Consider the following 18,296-nt stretch of genomic DNA (forward strand, 5'->3'; position numbering starts at 1 on the left):
GGTTATTTTAAATCACTGTATCTGCAATTATTACTTAGTGAGCATAATTGGTTTTACATAGTATTTACCTTCGGATGTCTCCAATCGGATGAAGTAGATACCTGCCGGTTGTTTACTTCCATTGAACTGATACTGATTTTCTTTGTTGGCGGTTACTGCGCCATCGAAAATTTTCTCAACTTCCTGCCCGACATTATTGTATACTGCCAATCGCAAAATTACATCTTTAGGGCTTGAAAAGCTTATCGTCGCATTATCACTGAATGGATTTGGATAAGCTTTTATTTCCAATGCTGCTGATACCTGAAGAGCAGGCTGTGGTTTAACATCCGTTGCCTGTGAGTTCAGACGGAATATCGGTGCTCCGGAGTCAATGACACACGGACAGGCTGTATTTTCATACCAGTATGTATAATCACCGCCAACTACTTTCTTGGCGATAAACTTACCTGTCATTACACTTGGAACAGACGCCGTTGCATTCTGAGTCTGTATATTGCCATTCGGTGCGAAGATGGTTGCCATAACAGCTGCTCCCTTATTGATGGTTACATTCCCATTTACATGGAAAGTTACCTGCATGCCATCCGGATTAATTGTCGGGTTATCTCCTGCCGACATATCGTTCCTGATTCTCAATTTTGTACATGACTGTGCAAACCTAATTGTGGAATTCTTTTTCAACTCCAATCTGTCTGTCAGATTAAGTACAGATGCGCTCACAATCAACGTTGCATCATCCCCTATCACTATCTTATGTTTTAAGGTATCGTCTACTCCAAGAACCATCGTTGTTCCGTTGGGGACATTTACATCCACATTGCTTGCATATGAGATATTTCCTTCAAAGGTAATGGTGGTAGCAGATGCCACACCATATACTGTGTCTGATGCCGTTCCTCCTCCGCTAAGCGTAATAATAGGCGCAATCACAAACGCATCGTCGTCATAAACACTTGAACTTTCCACCGTCGCCTTTCCGCTTGGTTTCGTAATTCCGATGGAGCCGCTGAATACGGTATCAAATTTACCGATATTTATCTCATCACTGGCAAGTATGGTAAATGTTGATACGATAATATCACCACTCACTATTGCTGTTGCTCCGGAATTATCTGTCACTGTCACGCTGTACGTTCCAGGTGCAAGATTACTGATAGTCTGTCCTGTCTGACCATTACTCCACAAGTAGCTATATGGTCCCGTTCCACCAGTTGCCATAGCCGTTAAAGAGCCATTGCTCTCTCCGTCGCAGCTCACATCCGTAGAAGCTATCATCCTTGCAAACAGGCCGGATGCAACAGAACAGCTGCCGCATTGTGTATTGGCATTCCAGTCCGTGTATTCTCCTTTTTCAATTTTTTTCGCAATAAACAAACCGGTCATGGTGGTGCGATTCGTAGATTTCCCCTTCACTTTTATATGTTCATCTTTTGCATAGAGTGTTGCGAGCACCTTGGAACCTTCCTGAATATCCACATGTTTTTGCGCGAAGACTGTTACCCCTAAACCATCCGGATTGAAGCGTGAATTTCTCTTCAGGTGTAAATGTTCTTTCAGCCTGACTTTCGTACATTGCATAAATTTAATCACTGCAAACTCCTTCGTCTCCAACTTTCTGATATTTACCACAGGCTGTGTAAAAATCACCACACCTGCCTTTTCAATCTTAATCTCATTGTAGATAGTATCTGTTAAAATCACGGTTTGTCCTGCATTCACCCTGATATTATTATTGCTGGAATAAGGATTTGTTTCAAAAGCAGGTATCGGAGCTGAAGCAACCGTATGAATTTGTGTGGTTGCAACCCCTCCGCTGTTAACATCAATATTCACAGCCTGTACAAAAGTGCCCGGTGCAGTTACAGTAGTATACTCCTCAATTTCTGCTTTACCGGTCAAGGTAGTGATACCAATTCCTCCACTTTGTACATTGCTGTGATGTAAGTGGACTTCCTCGCTGGCTAACATGACATAATTATAGAGTGAGCCGCCCGTCACTGTAACTGTTGATGAACAGGTTGATGTATTTCCATTCACATCTGTTACCGTAAGTATGATAGTGTTTGCACCGGTATTGCTGCAATTGAAAGATGCCTGGGATATACTTTTTGAAGTTATGCCGCATGCATCTGAAGAACCGTTATTAATATCTGTTGCCTTTATGGAAACATATCCGGTAGAATCCAGTGATACGGTAAGATCCTTACATATTGCCGTAGGCGGAACTGCATCTACTACGGTAACGGTTGCACTACAGGTAGCTGTATTTCCATTTGCATCTGTAACAGTCAGTATTACCGTATTTCCTGAACCGGATAAACCTTCATGATTTGTTATTCCGTGTACTCCGGATGTACAATTAAATGCAGTCTGGTTCAGGGATAATCCTGTTATGCCGCAGGCATCGGATGAACCGTTGTTTACCTGAGCCGGCGTTATACCTCCATTGCCGCTGGCATCTAAATATACGGTCACATCCTGACAAACAGCTATTGGTGCGGTGTTATCTATAGCTGCTAAAATGGTTGCACTTGCTGAAGCGGTACATCCATTTGCATCTGTCACTGAAAAATTATAGGTTCCCGGATTAAGATCAGTTGTAGTGTCTCCGCCAAAAGTATATGTTCCGGAACCACCTGTAACTGTTAATGCAACACTTCCTTTACCTCCGGGGCAAACAGGATGAGTGGGAGTAGCTGTTAGTACCAGATCACAAGGAGCGGTACACGCTGAAGTAGTTTGAAACCCTGGCGTATTTATTTCTGAATCCGTTCCATTCACCAACCATGGCAGGTATGTCACAAAGCTGTTTGTTTTATAATTGACAACTGCCGTGTCGGTTGATCCCCACCAGTTACAGGTAGCCGTAACGATGCCTCCCGCTGATCCATAAACCACCCTGGGTGTACCACCCAAAATACTGTTGTGGTACAGAACGTTTCCTGTCTTGGCCGAGTTCACCCAAAATGCATAGGTGATAGCAGCATCGAAAAAGTTCTCGCTAACCATATTATCCGCGCTTTCCGCATAGATACCGCGTCCATTCTCAAAGATATTTTTTGTGATGGTATGGCCACCGCTGCCCAGTGCCATAGACGGCGAATTATTTACAAATTTATTATCACTGATCAGGCTGCCGACCGTAATGGAACTCTGGAAGATCATACCACCGCCCTGGTATAAGGAAGGAGGTGTATTGTTATCAAAAATATAGTTCCGGCTGAATGTCCCGGATGCGGCCGTTCCGTCAATTTGCAGAGCCCAATAAGTGAAGTGGCTGAAATTGTTGTCGGTCACCAACCAGTTGATATCACTACCGGCATAAATACCGGATGTTCCTGTTGAAATATGGCCTGCTCCAAAATTTCCGCCATCAAAAATATTGTTTTTGATATCGAAAGTACCCAGGCAAGAACCGCAATTCAAAGTCTTTCGAACAGCCGGTGTGGCATTCATCGTGAAGCCGTCCAGGGTAAACCCGGTCACGGTCGTTGGGAAGCCTAAGGAGATCGATCCATTAATGACGGACTCCGCACCGCGGGCACCTGCGTATTTTCCGGATGGGATACCTGCATTCGCACCTAAAATGGTCAATCCGCTTTTAACGATAGTCACATCTTCATTATACGTGCCGGCTGCTACGGTAATCGTGTGTCCATTTAAGGTAAGCGGATCACTAACAGCCGATTGTATGGTGCAATAATAGATACCGGTGTTGACGTTCTGTACGGGGCCGCTGGCCAATCCATTCGGAACAGTAGCCGCAGCCGTAGCCGTGCATCCGTTCAGGTCAGTGACAGTTGCCGTATAGGTTTGAGAAGGGTTCAACCCTGTTGCTGTTGAAGCAGTTTGAACAGGGACTGTATTCCAGGCAAAGTTGTATGAACCGGATCCTCCGCTCACCACTGAAACCGTCGCTGTTCCGTCAGAGCAAATGTTGGCCTGAGTGGTGGAAGTAGTGAGTTGTAAATTACAAGGCGCTAAACAGACTTCCGTGGTCTGGAACCCGGGCGTACCGCCATCCGTATCGGTTCCGCTGGTCAGCCAGGGGATAAAAGATACCAAGCTTGTATTGTTGACCTTAGGCGTGTTGGCCGCCAGGGTGGTTGCACCCCACCAGTTGCAGGTGGCATCAACCTTGAAAGCAGCCGAATATCCGGCAACCGAATACCCAAGGCGGCTACCGCCTCCAAAATAGTTATAGTGCAATGCATTGGGATGTAAGTATGCATCAGCGTTAGTAGCATAGGCATATCCATCATTCAGGAACACGTTGCCCGTAGTATTACTGTTGGGACCTTGTGAATTGATGGCATTACCAACGCCTGTAAATTCGTTATTGGTGATCGTATTATTACCGTTATACATGATAATAGCAGCACTGGAATAGCTCACATTGGCCATATCAAACAGGTTGTCTGTGATCAGCATTCCCGGCGTACTATTCAGGTTGGTTGAACCTAATTTTATGGCGGATCTTAAATTGTTGTAAAAATTATTGCCGCTGATAGTGCCGGAAGCTACAGAAGCTCCTTGCTGTATAAAGATGGCATCGCCCGCACCAACATTATTAAAACCACTGAAAGTGTTATCGGTAATGGTTAATGTCGGAAGCACCACCGCAGCTTGTAAATTCAGCGCATTACAGTTTGTTTTGCCGGTTGTATTCGAGAAGATGTTGTTTGTGAGTGTATACGAATTAAGTCCGGCGATAGTACCTGGTTGTGTGATGATAGATGCATTAACACCCAGGTCTAAGGTGAATCCATCAATTGTTAAGTCTGTAACACCCGTGTTATTCTGAATTTGGCCAAAAATAATGGATTCTGGCCCCCTGGCACCGGGATATCTTCCGGCTGGGATGCCTGCATTAGCGCCTAAGAAAGTCAGGCTCTTGGAGGTGGTTAAATTCTCCGTATATGTACCGGGATCTACCTGTATCGTGTGGCCGCTTAAAGTCGCCGCATCATTGATAGCCGACTGGATGGTACAATAATGCAATCCGGTATTGATATTATGCACCGGGTTCAGCGGGGAATTGACGATTGTTACGTTTGCCGTATTGCTACATCCATTTAAGTCTGTAACAATTACTGTATATGTTCCCGGGTTCAGGCCGATAGCAGTTTGAGTTGTTTGAACCGGAGACGTATTCCAGGAATAAGTGTAAGGACCGGTTCCGCCGCTGGTCACGTTTACAGTTGCCGTATTACTACAAGCTGCTTCTATTTTTGAAACGGAGATCTGCAGGTCGCATGGAGCCGCACATCCGGCTGCCGGCTGAAACCCTGCTATTCCCAAATCAGTATCCGTTCCGCTGGTCAACCAGGGTTTATAATTCACCAGGCTTCCAAAGCTAACTTTGGAAGCAACAACGGACGGTGTTGTACTACCCCACCAGTTACAGGTTGCCTCTACGACAACCCCCGTAAATCCTGACACCTGTTTATTACCACCTGATCCGGCACTCAAAATACTGTTGTTAACCAGTACGTTTCCGGTTTTTGCCGCATTCAGTGCAAACGCATAAGTAGAATTAGTAAAGAAATTTTCAAAAACCTGGTTATTAGCGCTTACACAATAGATCGCGCCGCCGGTACCCTCAAAAGTGTTTTTCGAAACGATATTATTGTCATCTCCCAGAATGATACCATCACTGATAAACAAATTGTCCGTGATCGTTTGACCGGAAGTCTCGTCACTCTGGAAATTCATACCATTTCCATTATTCATCAGCTTGTTGCCGCTGAAAACGCCCGGTCCCATCCCCGTAGGCAATGGCCCGTCCATTAATAAGGCATTCGATTTATAATTTGTAAAATAGTTATCGGTAACAAACCAGGTAACACCAATGCCTGTGTAAATAGCATTATTAGCGGTATAAGTTCCGCCGTCAAAAATATTATTCCTGACATTTATAGTACCTGTACCGCCCAGGTTGCAATTTAATGAACTGGTACTGTTGGCCGCTGATTGTATGGTAAATCCGTCCAGTGTCAGAACACCCACTACAGCGGATGTTTTGATATATCCGTTAATGACGGATTCGGCTCCACGTACACCGGGATATTTACCAGCGGAGATACCGGCATTGGCTCCATTTAAGGTTAATGGCTTGTTAATGGTGATGATGCTTTCATTATAAACACCCGCATCGGCAGATATTACATCGTTCGGAGATGCCGCATTCACTGCTTGCTGGATCGTGCAGTAATTGATTCCGCTGGTTAAATTATGCACCGGACCCGTTAGGGCGTTGGCTACTACGACATTGGCCGTTGCCGAACATCCGTTGACATCCTTAACCGTTACGGTATAAGTTCCTGCAGACAAACCGCTTATCGAAGCCGTAGTCTGTGCGGGGATAGTGTTCCATGAATATGTATAAGTGCCTGTACCGCCGCTGGCCACCGAAACGGAAGCCGTTCCATTGCCACAGATAGTTTCATCCGTTACTGTTGTGGAAAGCTGAAGGTTGCAGGGTGCCAGGCATACCTCTGTGGTTTGGAAACCCGGGGTGATGAGATCCGAGTCCGTTCCATCCGTCAGCCACGGCGCCATGATCACCTGGGTGGCATTGTTTATCCGGGTAGCCGGAGGTGTAACAGTTCCCCACCAGTTGCAGGAAGCGGTAGTCACACTACCAGAATATCCGGTAATGATAACTGACGTTGCTGTGGCACCACCAAGAAAACTATTATTCACCAGCACATTCCCGCTAAAATTAGCAGTTAACTGAAATGCAGAACTTGTATTCAGAAAAATATTTCCGCTAATTGTATTGTTAGCGCTGGCTGCTGAGATCGCAGGCCCACCCGGTCCTTCAAATTGATTTTTACTTACGGTATGATTGCCACTGGCCAGGGACATAGCTTTTTGTCCGGAAAGTGGATTGATAAACCGGTTGTCCGTGATCAGCTGGCCGGTTAACACCGTATTGGGATATGACAACTCGGTGGCCGCATTTGCCGCAATACTGTTATTGGTGACGAGGTTGCCGCTGAACGTTCCCGCGCCGATATTACCGGCTATACTGATATTGGTACTAACATAGTTACTGAAACCGTTATCCGTGATAAACCAGGTTAAATTGGCGGAAGCAACGGAAATGGCGGAGGTTGCCGCAATATTTTGGCCGCTGAATACATTATTCTTCAAATAGATGCTTGCCGGCACCGTGAAACTACCGGAAGTAATAATATTGACAGGCCTGGTGGCCGTAGCATTCATCCTAAAACCATTCAGAGTAAAATCGGTAAAAGTTACAGAAGCCGTCAGGGTAAACCGGCCGTTTATGACCGATTCGGCACCCCGGGCCCCGGCAAACCTGCCGGCGGATATATTGGCATTGGCCCCGTTGATGGTTAAGGGTTTATTGACCGTTATGACGCCAGTCGTAGGCACTTCATCATATGTGCCGGCCGGAACGTCAATAACCGCATTGGCCGGAGCCGCATTTACAGCGGCCTGAATAGTTGCAAAACTTCCGCTGCCATTAATTGTAATCTGAGCATTGGATGTAAGAACAAATGTTCCCATCAGCACCAGTATAAGTGATAAATTTCTAAAACAACAGTCTGAAAACCGTTCTTTTTTTCGGTAAAAATGATTTTTCATGGTAAATGATTTTATCTGATTAACTAAATACATAGAATAGTTTAAATAGCTCCATACTTCGTTAGATGAGCCTGAATACTAATTGAAAATAATTGTTTAAAGATTAAATAAAAATTCCCCTAATTATTTAACAAAAGTAAATGTATTGACAAAAATCAACAATTGCAACAGATTTGTATATTTCTATGTGATTTAAGTGAAAATATACTAAAATTAGGTAGTATAATAACCCAAATTAGCTATTTCTGACTAGAAGTTTGTAGTCCCTGCGAGAATCCCTGTCTGCCGACAGGCAGGGAACGTGCATGAACAGTTTAGAAAACTGCGGTACTATCTTCGACAAAACGTACCATTCGGTAAGGGCGGACATTGAACTATAAGTCCTATTTATCTTTCAGATATCTCCTGCCGGCAGCAGATTTAAAGTATTTTTCTCTCCTAACCGCTTCCTCCCTTGTGCTAAAACTTTCAAAATATACTATTCTGAACGGTATAAATGATTTGATTGACTTTGTATTTCCTGCATTATGTTCTTACAACCGTTTGTCTAAATCCTCACAATGACCTTTATAGAAAAAGTCGTGATGTATACTTTTTATAACGTATGCATAAAACATTTCTTTAATGGTAGTCTCGACAAGAATCGAACTTGTAGGAACAGTTTAGGAAACTGCTGTTCTATCCATTGAACTACGAGACCAAAATTAGAATAGCATACTGCTGTTCTATCCCCGCCCGAACGTACCGTTCGGTACGGGCGGGCATTGAACTAAGGTACCTATTTAATTACATTTCCGGCACTTACACCATCCGCTTTCACAAAATACAATTTTCCGTCTGCATCTTCCGCCATCAGTATCATGCCGTTGCTTTCAATGCCGCGTAATTTTCTGGGCACTAAGTTAATCAATACCGATACATCCTTCCCAATTATTTCTTCAGGCTGAAAATGCTCCGCAATACCGGACACAATCGTACGCTGTTCCATACCTATATCCACAGTCAGTTTTAACAGCTTATCCGCTTTCTCCACTTTCTCAGCCGTCAGGATTTTTCCGGTACGGATATCCATCCTGGAAAAATCATCGTACTGAATTTGAGATTTGAGTGGCATGAATGCTGATTGAGTACCCTGCGTCATTTCGACGTCAGGAGAAATCTGCCGGATTTGTTGTTTGGTCTTATTCAACTTATCTATCTGGAAAGCGATTTGCTCATCTTCGATTTTTGGAAATAAAATTTCAGATGGGTTTATTTTGGTGCCTGCTGGAATAATTTGAATTATTTTACCATTCCTAAAATCATTTAACCCTGATTCATTATATTCAACTTGAATATGCATAATACTTTCTATCTTTTTAGCAGTTTTAGGTAGTAGTGGTTTTAAAACATAGGCTAATGCCCCCACAAACTGAGAAGCTATATACATAATTTCCGCGACTCTAATTTCATCTGTTTTGATTAGCTTCCATGGCTCATTTTCTTGTAAAAATATATTTCCTAATGTTGACAATTGCATTACCTCAAACATTGCCTCTCTGAACCTGAAGCCCGTACCCCAAGTAATAGTACCAGTCTCTTCATGCGTTGAATATCTTCCGCCTATTAAGCTGCTTATATGATATATCTTTTGGTCAATTTGTTCAAATAACACATCATATATCATATTACCTCTTTGAAGTGTATATTCCGGAACTACACCCCCATAAAACTTATGCAATAAATCAGAAACACGTTTTACAAAATTCCCTAAGTTATTTCCCAGTTCACTATTTACTCTATTCTGAAAATCCTGCCAGGTGAACTCACTGTCTTTGTTTTCAGGCATATTCGCAATGAGCGTATAGCGCAACTCGTCTTCCCTGCCCGGGAAATCCTGCAAATACTCATGCAGCCAAACAGCCCAATTCCTGGAAGTGGAAATCTTATCACCCTCGAGGTTCATGAATTCATTCGCCGGCACATTGTCCGGTAAAATATACTGCCCGGTGGCTTTTAAGATGGCCGGAAAGATGATGCAGTGAAATACAATATTATCCTTACCGATAAAATGTATCAGCGTCGTGTCTTCATACTGCCAGTATTTTTTCCAGTCGTCTTCCCGTGCACCTTCAAAGCTTCTCCTATTGTAGGAAAACTCCGTTTGGCCCGTTGCCTTTTCCCGGAACAATTGTTTGGTGGCGGAAATATAGCCAATCGGCGCATCGAGCCACACATAGAGCACCTTACCTTGGCTGCCTTCAATTTCCGGTGGTACCGGAATTCCCCAGTCCAGATCTCGGGTCATTGCTCTCGGCCTCAGTCCGTCATTGATCCAACTTTTGCATTGTCCGTATACATGGTTCTTCCAAACATCTTTTTTCGTTTCCAGCCAGGCCGCGATTTCATCCTGCTGTTCATCCAGTCTTAGAAACCAGTGTTTGGTTTTTTTCAGTACCGGCTGATGGCCGCTGATGGTGGATGTAGGATTAATCAGGTCGGTCGGATTCAGCGAGCTGCCGCATTTTTCGCACTGGTCGCCGTATGCATTCTCATTGCCGCACTTTGGGCAGGTGCCGATGATATATCTGTCGGCCAGAAACTGCTTTGCCTCCTCATCGTAATATTGTTCGCTTTCGATGATTTCAAAAGCATTCTTTTCATTTAATATCCGGAAAAATTCCTGCGAGGTATCATAGTGTACCTTTTCGGAAGTACGGTGATAAATATCGAAAGAGATACCGAATTTCTCAAAACTGTCCCGGATGATGGTGTGGTATTTATCTACTATTTCTTTCGGTGTCGTATTTTCCTTTTTAGCTTTAATGGTAATGGCCGCCCCATGTTCATCGCTGCCACATACAAAAACGACATCCTCTCCCTTCAGCCTCAGATACCGGGCATAAATATCCGCCGAAATGTATGCCCCGGCCAAATGGCCGATATGCAAAGGTCCGTTGGCATAAGGCAGTGCAGCGGTAATGGTGTATCGTTTCGGTTGATTCATGGCGCAAAGTTATAAGTTATAAGTTATAAGTCAAACGTTCTTTAGAGGAAGAATAATTCATTTTTTAGTTTATCCTTTTTACTTTTACAATATGATACGTCCACCCTACCTGAAAAAAGGCGACACCATCGGCATCACCTGTCCGGCAAGAAAAATCCCACTGGAAGACATTCAGTCAGCCATCAACACACTGGAAAGCTGGGGATTCAACGTGCTATTGGGCGAAACCATTGGAATGGAGGATCATCAGTATGCCGGGACAGACGTTGCCAGGCTGGCGGATTTTCAGCGCATGCTGAACAACCCAAAGATAAAAGCCATTTTGGCGGCACGGGGAGGTTATGGTACCGTCCGTATCATGGACGACCTGGATTTCCGTGCATTTATGGACAAACCGAAATGGATAGCCGGTTTTTCCGACATCACTTTTTTTCACGCACAACTCAATTGCAATATTGGCGTGGAGTCCTTGCATTGTACTATGCCCATTTCATTCCCGACCAATACGCCGGAAGCGTTGGAATCCATGAGGAAGGCGCTCACAGGGGAATCACTGGAATACACGTTCCATTCGCATCCATTGAACAGAAACGGCGTTATGGGTGGTGAAACGGCCGGCGGAAACTTATCTATCCTTTACAGTATTCTGGGTACCAGAACCATTCTGGACTGTACACATAAAATTTTGTTGATTGAAGACCTGGATGAATATTTATATCACATCGACAGGATGATGATAGCGATGAAACGAGCAGGCAAACTGAAAAATTTAGCCGGGTTGGTAGTCGGCGGCATGACGGACATGAAAGACAACACGGTTCCATTCGGCAAAACAGCAGAAGAAATTATTTATGAGCATGTCGCGGAATATGACTTCCCCGTATGTTTTAATTTTCCCTGCGGTCATATTCCGGACAACCGAGCTGTTTTCATGGGGAGACAGGCGACGGTGACCGTTGGAGAACAATGCACCTTCGTTCAATAAATCTGCATCCGTGGTATCACATTTGTAATAGTTGGTTTATGAGAAAAATATTTTTACCGATTTTTATAGCAAGCTCTTTAGTTTCATTCGGAAAATGTGATAAGAAGAAATGCTGCAGAAAAAAGCAACCCTGCGGCATACAATCGGATGAAGTGTGGCTGCAATATGACGAGACCAAGTGTGCCAATCCCTGGCAGTTCAACTGGTTTGCACCCCCTACAGATGAACAACTGGCCGGTGCGGTGAAAGGTGAACTGACCGGACGAAATATTCAAATACTGGAAATGAGGACATCGCGCGACAAGGATATGGTTTCCTGTGATGCCTGCACCTGCCCGAATGGATTTCATTATTTTGTTCGGATAAAAACAGCAGAAAAGTCGAAGCTGACGGAATTGAATTTTTATGAAACAACCGATATTCCGGGCGCAGCCGATAAAATTAATTCTAAATAAGATTCTTCTGAAAAGATATAAAGCAAGAAGCCATCACGAGGTGATGGCTTCCCTTTATTAGTTCTGCTCTTCTTTGGCAGGTTTCTTCTTTTTCTTTTTGATTTCGAACTTCAGCTTATCTTTTGTGGTCTCATCAATATCCACCGAGATGGTATCGCCTTCGTTGATATTGGTATTGAGGATTTCTTCCGCCAGCGGGTCCTCCACATACTTCTGAATCGCCCTATGCAACGGCCTTGCACCAAACTGAGGATCATACCCTTTCTCACTGAGGAAATCCTTGGCGCCAATGGTCAACTCAATATGATAGCCCAGTTTTTCCAGTCGGCCGTAAACGCCTGCCAATACGATATCGATGATCTTATAGATTTCTTCCTTGCCTAAACTGTTGAAGACAATCACATCGTCAATTCGGTTGAGGAATTCCGGTGAGAACGTTTTTTGGAGCGCCTTCTGTATAACCCCTTTTGTTAAGTTATCGGAATTATCTCTGATAGCGGCTGTGGCAAAACCTACGCCTGTACCAAAGTCTTTCAACTGACGGACACCGATGTTGGAGGTCATGATGATGACGGAGTTTTTAAAATCCACTTTTCTTCCCAGACCATCGGTCAGAATACCATCATCCAACACCTGCAATAAGACATTGTATACATCGGGATGTGCCTTTTCAATCTCATCCAGCAAAATGACGGAGTATGGCTTTCTGCGCACTTTTTCCGTCAGCTGTCCACCTTCCTCATAGCCTACATATCCCGGAGGAGCCCCGATTAAACGGGAAATCGAGAATTTTTCCATGTACTCACTCATATCAATCCGTATCAGCGAGTCTTCCGTATCAAACATATATCTGGCTAATGCACGCGCCAACTCTGTTTTACCGACACCCGTTGGCCCCAGGAAAATAAAGGTACCAATCGGCTTTTTAGGATCTTTCAGACCAACACGGTTACGCTGAATGGCTTTGGTTATTTTCGCCACCGCTTCATCCTGGCCAACCACCTGTTTTTTCAGGTCATCTGCCATCTGAACGAGTTTCTTGCTTTCGCTCTGTGCCACACGCTTCACCGGAATGCCGGTCATCATGGCTACCACTTCCGCGATATCTTCATCGGTCACCGGATAACGTTTCGCTTTGGCATCTTCTTCCCAGTCGCGTTTCGCTTGTTCCAGTTGTTCCTGCAAGCGTTTTTCGGAATCCCTCAGGCGGGCAGCCTCTTCGTAGCGCTGGTTTTTCACCACCTGGTTTTTTTCTTCTTTCACATTTTCAATCTCCTGTTCCAATTGCGTAATATTTTCCGGAACGTGAATATTTTTCAGGTGTACCCTGGCTCCCACTTCATCCAAAACGTCAATCGCTTTATCCGGCAGGAATCGGTCAGTGATATAGCGTGTGCTCAACTGAACACAGGCATTAATCGCTTCATCGCTGTAGGATACGTTGTGGTAATCTTCGTATTTGGATTTCAGATTTTTTAAAATAGTCAATGTCTCTTCCGGAGACGGCGGATCCACCATCACCTTCTGGAATCGTCTGTCCAACGCTCCGTCTTTTTCAATATACTGCCGGTATTCATCCAATGTGGATGCACCGATACATTGTAATTCTCCGCGCGCCAATGCCGGTTTGAAAATATTGGAAGCATCCAGAGAGCCTGTTGCACCCCCTGCACCTACTATGGTATGAATCTCATCAATGAATAAAATGACATCGCGGTTTTTTTCCAACTCCGTCATAATGGCTTTCATACGCTCTTCAAATTGCCCGCGGTATTTGGTACCGGCCACCAATGCAGCCAAATCCAGTGAAACCACCCGTTTGTTGAACAGCACGCGTGATACTTTGCGTTGGATAATTCTCAATGCCAGACCTTCTACAATTGCGGTTTTACCTACACCTGGCTCACCTATCAGGATCGGATTATTTTTCTTCCTTCTGGATAATATCTGTGAAACACGTTCGATTTCCGTTTCCCTGCCCACGATGGGGTCTAACTTGCCATCTTCCGCCAAGCGGGTGATATCTCTGCCAAAATTATCCAAAACAGGTGTATTGGATTTAGACGCAGCCTTTTTGGCAGTCGACGCCCCACCGGCACTGCCCTGATTTCCAAAACCACGTCCTCTTTCATCCTCATCTCCCTCGTCAAATGGTTCATTCGGTAAATCAGAGGTGATATCATTCAATTCGTTTTCATTTTGAAGAAACTCCAGTTCCGCTCTGAAAACTTCATAGGTCACATCCCATTTACTCAATAGCTGTGTGACAATGTTTTCTTTGTTTTTCAGAATGGATAAGAGAAGGTGTTCCGTGCCCACCGTTTCCTGTTTCATGGACTTTGCCTCTAAAAGCGTTATTTTTAATACCTTTTCCGCCTGTTTGGTTAGCGGCAAACTATTTACGTTACCTGGAATCGTCGTTACCTTATCTTTAATAGCATCCTCCACTTTTTTGCGGAACAACGCAATATCTATATCTAAAGAACGCAGCACCTTGATGGCCATACCATCGCCTTCCCGTATCAGACCCAGCAACAAGTGCTCAATACCGATTTGGTCATGTTTCAGACGAAGTGCTTCTTCGCGACTAAACGAAATCACTTCTTTTACCTTGGGTGAAAATTTTGCTTCCATATTACTTATTGCTTCAAATTAGCTGCCAACTTAAAAAAACTGCCATTATTACTTAAAATTAAAAGTATAACGCTTTTTTTGTTTTTTTTATTTTTTTATGCACAAAATTGGAATATCCCGACACTATTAACAAAAAAACGGTAAAAAAGATTTTATCATTTGAAAGTGATGTGATTTTTGCATAATTAGTCCTATTTTTGGAAAAAACAACTCCGGCATTTTTTAACTAATAAAAATTAATGTGATATGAAATTCAGTGTAGATAAACAAGATGGTTTAGTGGTGTATGAACTTTTAGAAGACAAATTAACTTCCTTGAATGCCCCCGTTTTAAAATCAGAATTGGTATTGGCCAATGCAGAAGGCTTTAAAAATATCGTAGTAGATCTGGATAAGGTGAAATTTGTGGATTCTTCCGGATTAAGCGCACTGCTGATCGGGCACCGTTTATGCAAGGATGAAAAAGGGATTTTTGGTTTGTGCGGATTGAATGATACCATTAAAAATCTGATCAAGATCTCCCAGCTGGAAGATGTGCTGCACATCTATTCCACCCAGTTTGATGCTACGGAAGCCATCCAGAAGAAAAAGAAAAAGTGATACTCGTTTAATGTTATTTGTTATAAGTTACACGAATACAAATTCAACCTTATCGCTCTTAGCCTTTATCCTATAACTCAAACCTTGAATTTTGACGTCACCATATTAGGCAGCAACTCTGCCGTTTTTAATCACGGTAGGCATCCGACTGCTCAGGTTGTCAATTTAAACAATACGTTGTTTCTGGTTGACTGCGGAGAGGGCACCCAGGAACGCCTGGCAGAGAACAAAATCAAATGGTTCCGGATAGATTACATCTTCATTTCCCATTTACACGGCGATCATTATTTTGGTTTAATCGGCCTGCTGACAACCTTTAATTTATTAAAACGGACCGGCAAACTCACCATTTTCGGGCCTAAGGAGTTAAAAAAGATTCTGGATGTTCAGCTAAAGGCCAGCAAAACCACCCTGCTTTTCGATTTAAAATTTGTTTCCACGGATGATACTGCAAAAAATCTGTTGCTGGATATTCCGGAATGCTGTGTGTATTCGCTTCCGCTGAAACATAAGATACCCACCACCGGATTTTTGTTTGTTGAAAAAACGGAAACACGTCAATTGGACCTTATCAAACTGGCAAAATACGACATTGAGAAAACGCATTTCAAATGGCTGAAGCAAGGATATGATGTACAGGACAAGCAGGGAAAAACCATCAAAAACAAAACAGTCACCACAGCCGGAAAGACACCCCGTTCTTATGCTTTTTGTTCAGACACCCAATACCACCTGCCTTTAATTAAAAGCATCAAGCAGGTAAGTTTATTATATCACGAATCTACTTTTTTAGATTTGGATAAGGCGAGAGCGAAAGAAACATTTCACACAACAGCACTCCAGGCAGCCAAGATTGCAGAAAAATCAAATGCAACCAAACTATTGCTTGGTCATTTTTCTTCACGATATATCGATTTAAGTATTCTGGAAGAAGAGGCCAAAACCATCTTTAAAAATACGGAACTCGCTTTAGAGGGAAAGGTATTTAAACTCTGATGTTTAAAAAAATCTATCTCTTTTTCAATCCCAGATTCTCCAGTTTTTCTTCCAACGCCTTTTTAGAAACGCCCATATCATCAGCAGTTTTGGAAGTGTTCCACTCATTCTTATTGAGTTTATGTTCAATAAAACTGCGCTCCACATAGTCATTCAGTTGTTGTAAGTTGGTGAATTTTTCAAAGTCAATACCGTTGTTTATCGCTTTCCCGCTGGGGCCGGAATAGTCAATCACATCCTGTTTGGTAATTGTCTTGTCGCTCATGATAATCAATCGTTCCACCACGTTTCTCAGTTCACGGATGTTTCCTGTCCAGTTGCGTGCCTGTAAGGCTTCCAGCGCATCTTTTTCAATTTTCTTGACGGGAGTACCGTAATCACCGCAAATCTCATTCAGAAAATGATCGGTCAGTACCGGTATATCATCCTTGCGCTGGTTGAGCGATGGAACATGTATCAATATAACACTCAGGCGATGGTATAAATCCAGACGAAAACGGCCTTCCTCCACCTCTTTCAGCAAATCCTTATTGGTGGCTGCCACCACACGCACATCCACCTTCTCTTCCCTGTCGCCGCCTACCTTAGTGATTTTATTTTCCTGTAAAGCACGTAATACTTTCGCCTGGGCAGATAAACTCATATCCCCGATTTCATCTAAAAACAAGGTACCTCCGTTCGCCTGCTCAAACTTACCGACACGCTGTTTGATGGCGGAAGTGAATGCTCCTTTCTCATGGCCGAACAATTCACTTTCAATCAACTCTGAAGGAATGGCGGCACAGTTCACTTCCACCAATGGCCCGTTTGCACGGTTGCTCTGTTCATGGATCCAGCGTGCCACCAGTTCTTTTCCGGAACCGTTATCACCGGTAATAAGTACGCGGGCTTCGGTAGGCGCCACTTTTGCAATCGTTTCCTTTATCTTCTGTATCGGATTGGAATCGCCGACGATTTCTTTTGATTTCGCGATTTTCTTTTTAAGGATTTTGGTTTCCGTCACAAGCGAAACCTTATCCATCGCATTTCGGACTGTAATCAACAAACGGTTCAGGTCCGGTGGTTTTGGTATATAATCAAATGCCCCTTTTTTAACGGCTTCCACTGCGGTCTCAATGTTTCCGTGCCCGGACAGAACAATTACAGGCGTATCGATGCCTTTTTGCTGCATTTCCGTCAGTACCTCCAATCCATCCTTCTTCGGCATTTTGACATCCAGAACAACGACATCATAATTATTTTTTTCAATCTTGGTCAATCCGATCTCCCCGTCTTCGGCTTCATCGATTTCATACTTCTCGTATTCCAGAATTTCTTTCAGCGTTCTGCGTATCGCTTTCTCATCGTCTACTATCAAAATTTTAGGCATAGCATTCTTATTATGGATTATGAACGAACAAAATGTATGCCACTAAAATACAAATTTATTTTCTGAACATGGGCAAAGGCTTCAGCGGGTGCTGAATCAGATTTTTGGAAAAGAGCGAAAGAAGTGTAAGGTGAAATCCTTTGTATGGAAATGCCGCTTCGGTTTGTTTGATGATATCATCCGGAATATCAAACGGAATGAACGACATGGATACATCCGCCCAATCCGCTTTCCTGAATATTTCGACGGAATCTGCATAATCTCCCTTGTATTCGGTCACCTTGTGGTGATTGTCAATCATCCGGGAAATTTCTTCCATCCATTCTTTTTTATTGGAATGGAGCAGATAGGCTGAAGCCAGTTCAATTGACGGTTTTAAATAATCAAAGGTATTGTGCGTCCAGATGCCGATATCATGAAAGACAGAAGCAATGGCATATTTTTCTTCACATGATCCATTGCTCAAATACATGCAGTAATTGAAGATACGATATACGTGATTTTTATACCTCTCGTGATTTTTTCCTAATACAGGTGCATAAGAAGCGAAAAGTGCTTCAATGATGGGTTGCCGTTCAATTAGATTATACTTCATATAATGCTACGTAAAAAACTATACAACAATCTTCTTTTTAAGATGCTGCCTTATCC

Annotated in this window: 9 protein-coding genes and 1 tRNA gene; 4 read left to right on the forward strand and 6 right to left on the reverse strand. The window is 43.4% G+C overall.

Going from position 1 to position 18,296, the window contains the following annotated elements; all coding sequences use genetic code 11:
* Positions 1–30 precede the first annotated feature (30 nt).
* The 3 genes from IPM95_06280 to metG form a co-directional block, all read right to left on the reverse strand.
* The gene (locus tag IPM95_06280; protein MBK9328918.1) at positions 31–7,620 is read right to left on the reverse strand and encodes a T9SS type A sorting domain-containing protein; all 7,590 of its coding nucleotides are present in this window, start codon (positions 7,618–7,620) and stop codon (positions 31–33) included.
* Positions 7,621–8,245: 625 nt separating this feature from the next.
* A tRNA-Arg gene (locus tag IPM95_06285) sits at positions 8,246–8,320 on the reverse strand.
* A 78-nt stretch (positions 8,321–8,398) separates the two neighbouring features.
* On the reverse strand, positions 8,399–10,606 hold the full coding sequence (gene metG / locus IPM95_06290; GenBank protein MBK9328919.1) for a methionine--tRNA ligase: 2,208 nt from the start codon (positions 10,604–10,606) through the stop codon (positions 8,399–8,401).
* A gap of 91 nt (positions 10,607–10,697) precedes the next feature.
* Here metG and IPM95_06295 point away from each other — a divergent pair, with 91 nt between their 5' ends.
* Together IPM95_06295 and IPM95_06300 are read left to right on the forward strand one after the other, a co-directional pair.
* Positions 10,698–11,591, forward strand: a complete 894-nt coding sequence (locus tag IPM95_06295) for an LD-carboxypeptidase (protein MBK9328920.1) — start codon at positions 10,698–10,700, stop codon at positions 11,589–11,591.
* A gap of 38 nt (positions 11,592–11,629) precedes the next feature.
* Entirely contained in the window at positions 11,630–12,046 is a 417-nt protein-coding gene (locus tag IPM95_06300) for a hypothetical protein (GenBank protein MBK9328921.1), read from the forward strand.
* Positions 12,047–12,103: 57 nt separating this feature from the next.
* On the opposite strand, the gene IPM95_06305 is transcribed toward IPM95_06300, so the two are convergent.
* Positions 12,104–14,680 (reverse strand): ATP-dependent Clp protease ATP-binding subunit, encoded by a 2,577-nt coding sequence (locus tag IPM95_06305; protein ID MBK9328922.1) that lies wholly within the window; start codon positions 14,678–14,680, stop codon positions 12,104–12,106.
* Positions 14,681–14,926: 246 nt separating this feature from the next.
* Between IPM95_06305 and IPM95_06310 the strand changes: the two genes are divergently transcribed.
* Together IPM95_06310 and IPM95_06315 are read left to right on the forward strand one after the other, a co-directional pair.
* The gene (locus IPM95_06310; protein MBK9328923.1) at positions 14,927–15,280 is read left to right on the forward strand and encodes an STAS domain-containing protein; all 354 of its coding nucleotides are present in this window, start codon (positions 14,927–14,929) and stop codon (positions 15,278–15,280) included.
* 84 nt (positions 15,281–15,364) lie between these two features.
* Positions 15,365–16,276, forward strand: coding sequence for a ribonuclease Z (locus tag IPM95_06315; GenBank protein MBK9328924.1), 912 nt, complete (start codon positions 15,365–15,367; stop codon positions 16,274–16,276).
* Between the two features lie 13 nt (positions 16,277–16,289).
* Here the strand turns inward: IPM95_06315 and IPM95_06320 are convergent, their stop codons facing one another.
* Together IPM95_06320 and IPM95_06325 are read right to left on the reverse strand one after the other, a co-directional pair.
* Positions 16,290–17,645, reverse strand: a complete 1,356-nt coding sequence (locus IPM95_06320) for a sigma-54-dependent Fis family transcriptional regulator (protein MBK9328925.1) — start codon at positions 17,643–17,645, stop codon at positions 16,290–16,292.
* Positions 17,646–17,700: 55 nt separating this feature from the next.
* On the reverse strand, positions 17,701–18,240 hold the full coding sequence (locus tag IPM95_06325; protein ID MBK9328926.1) for a phosphohydrolase: 540 nt from the start codon (positions 18,238–18,240) through the stop codon (positions 17,701–17,703).
* Positions 18,241–18,296: the final 56 nt, after the last annotated feature.

It is taken from the genome of Sphingobacteriales bacterium (genome assembly GCA_016719635.1).
GTDB lineage: Bacteria > Bacteroidota > Bacteroidia > Chitinophagales > JADIYW01 > JADJSS01.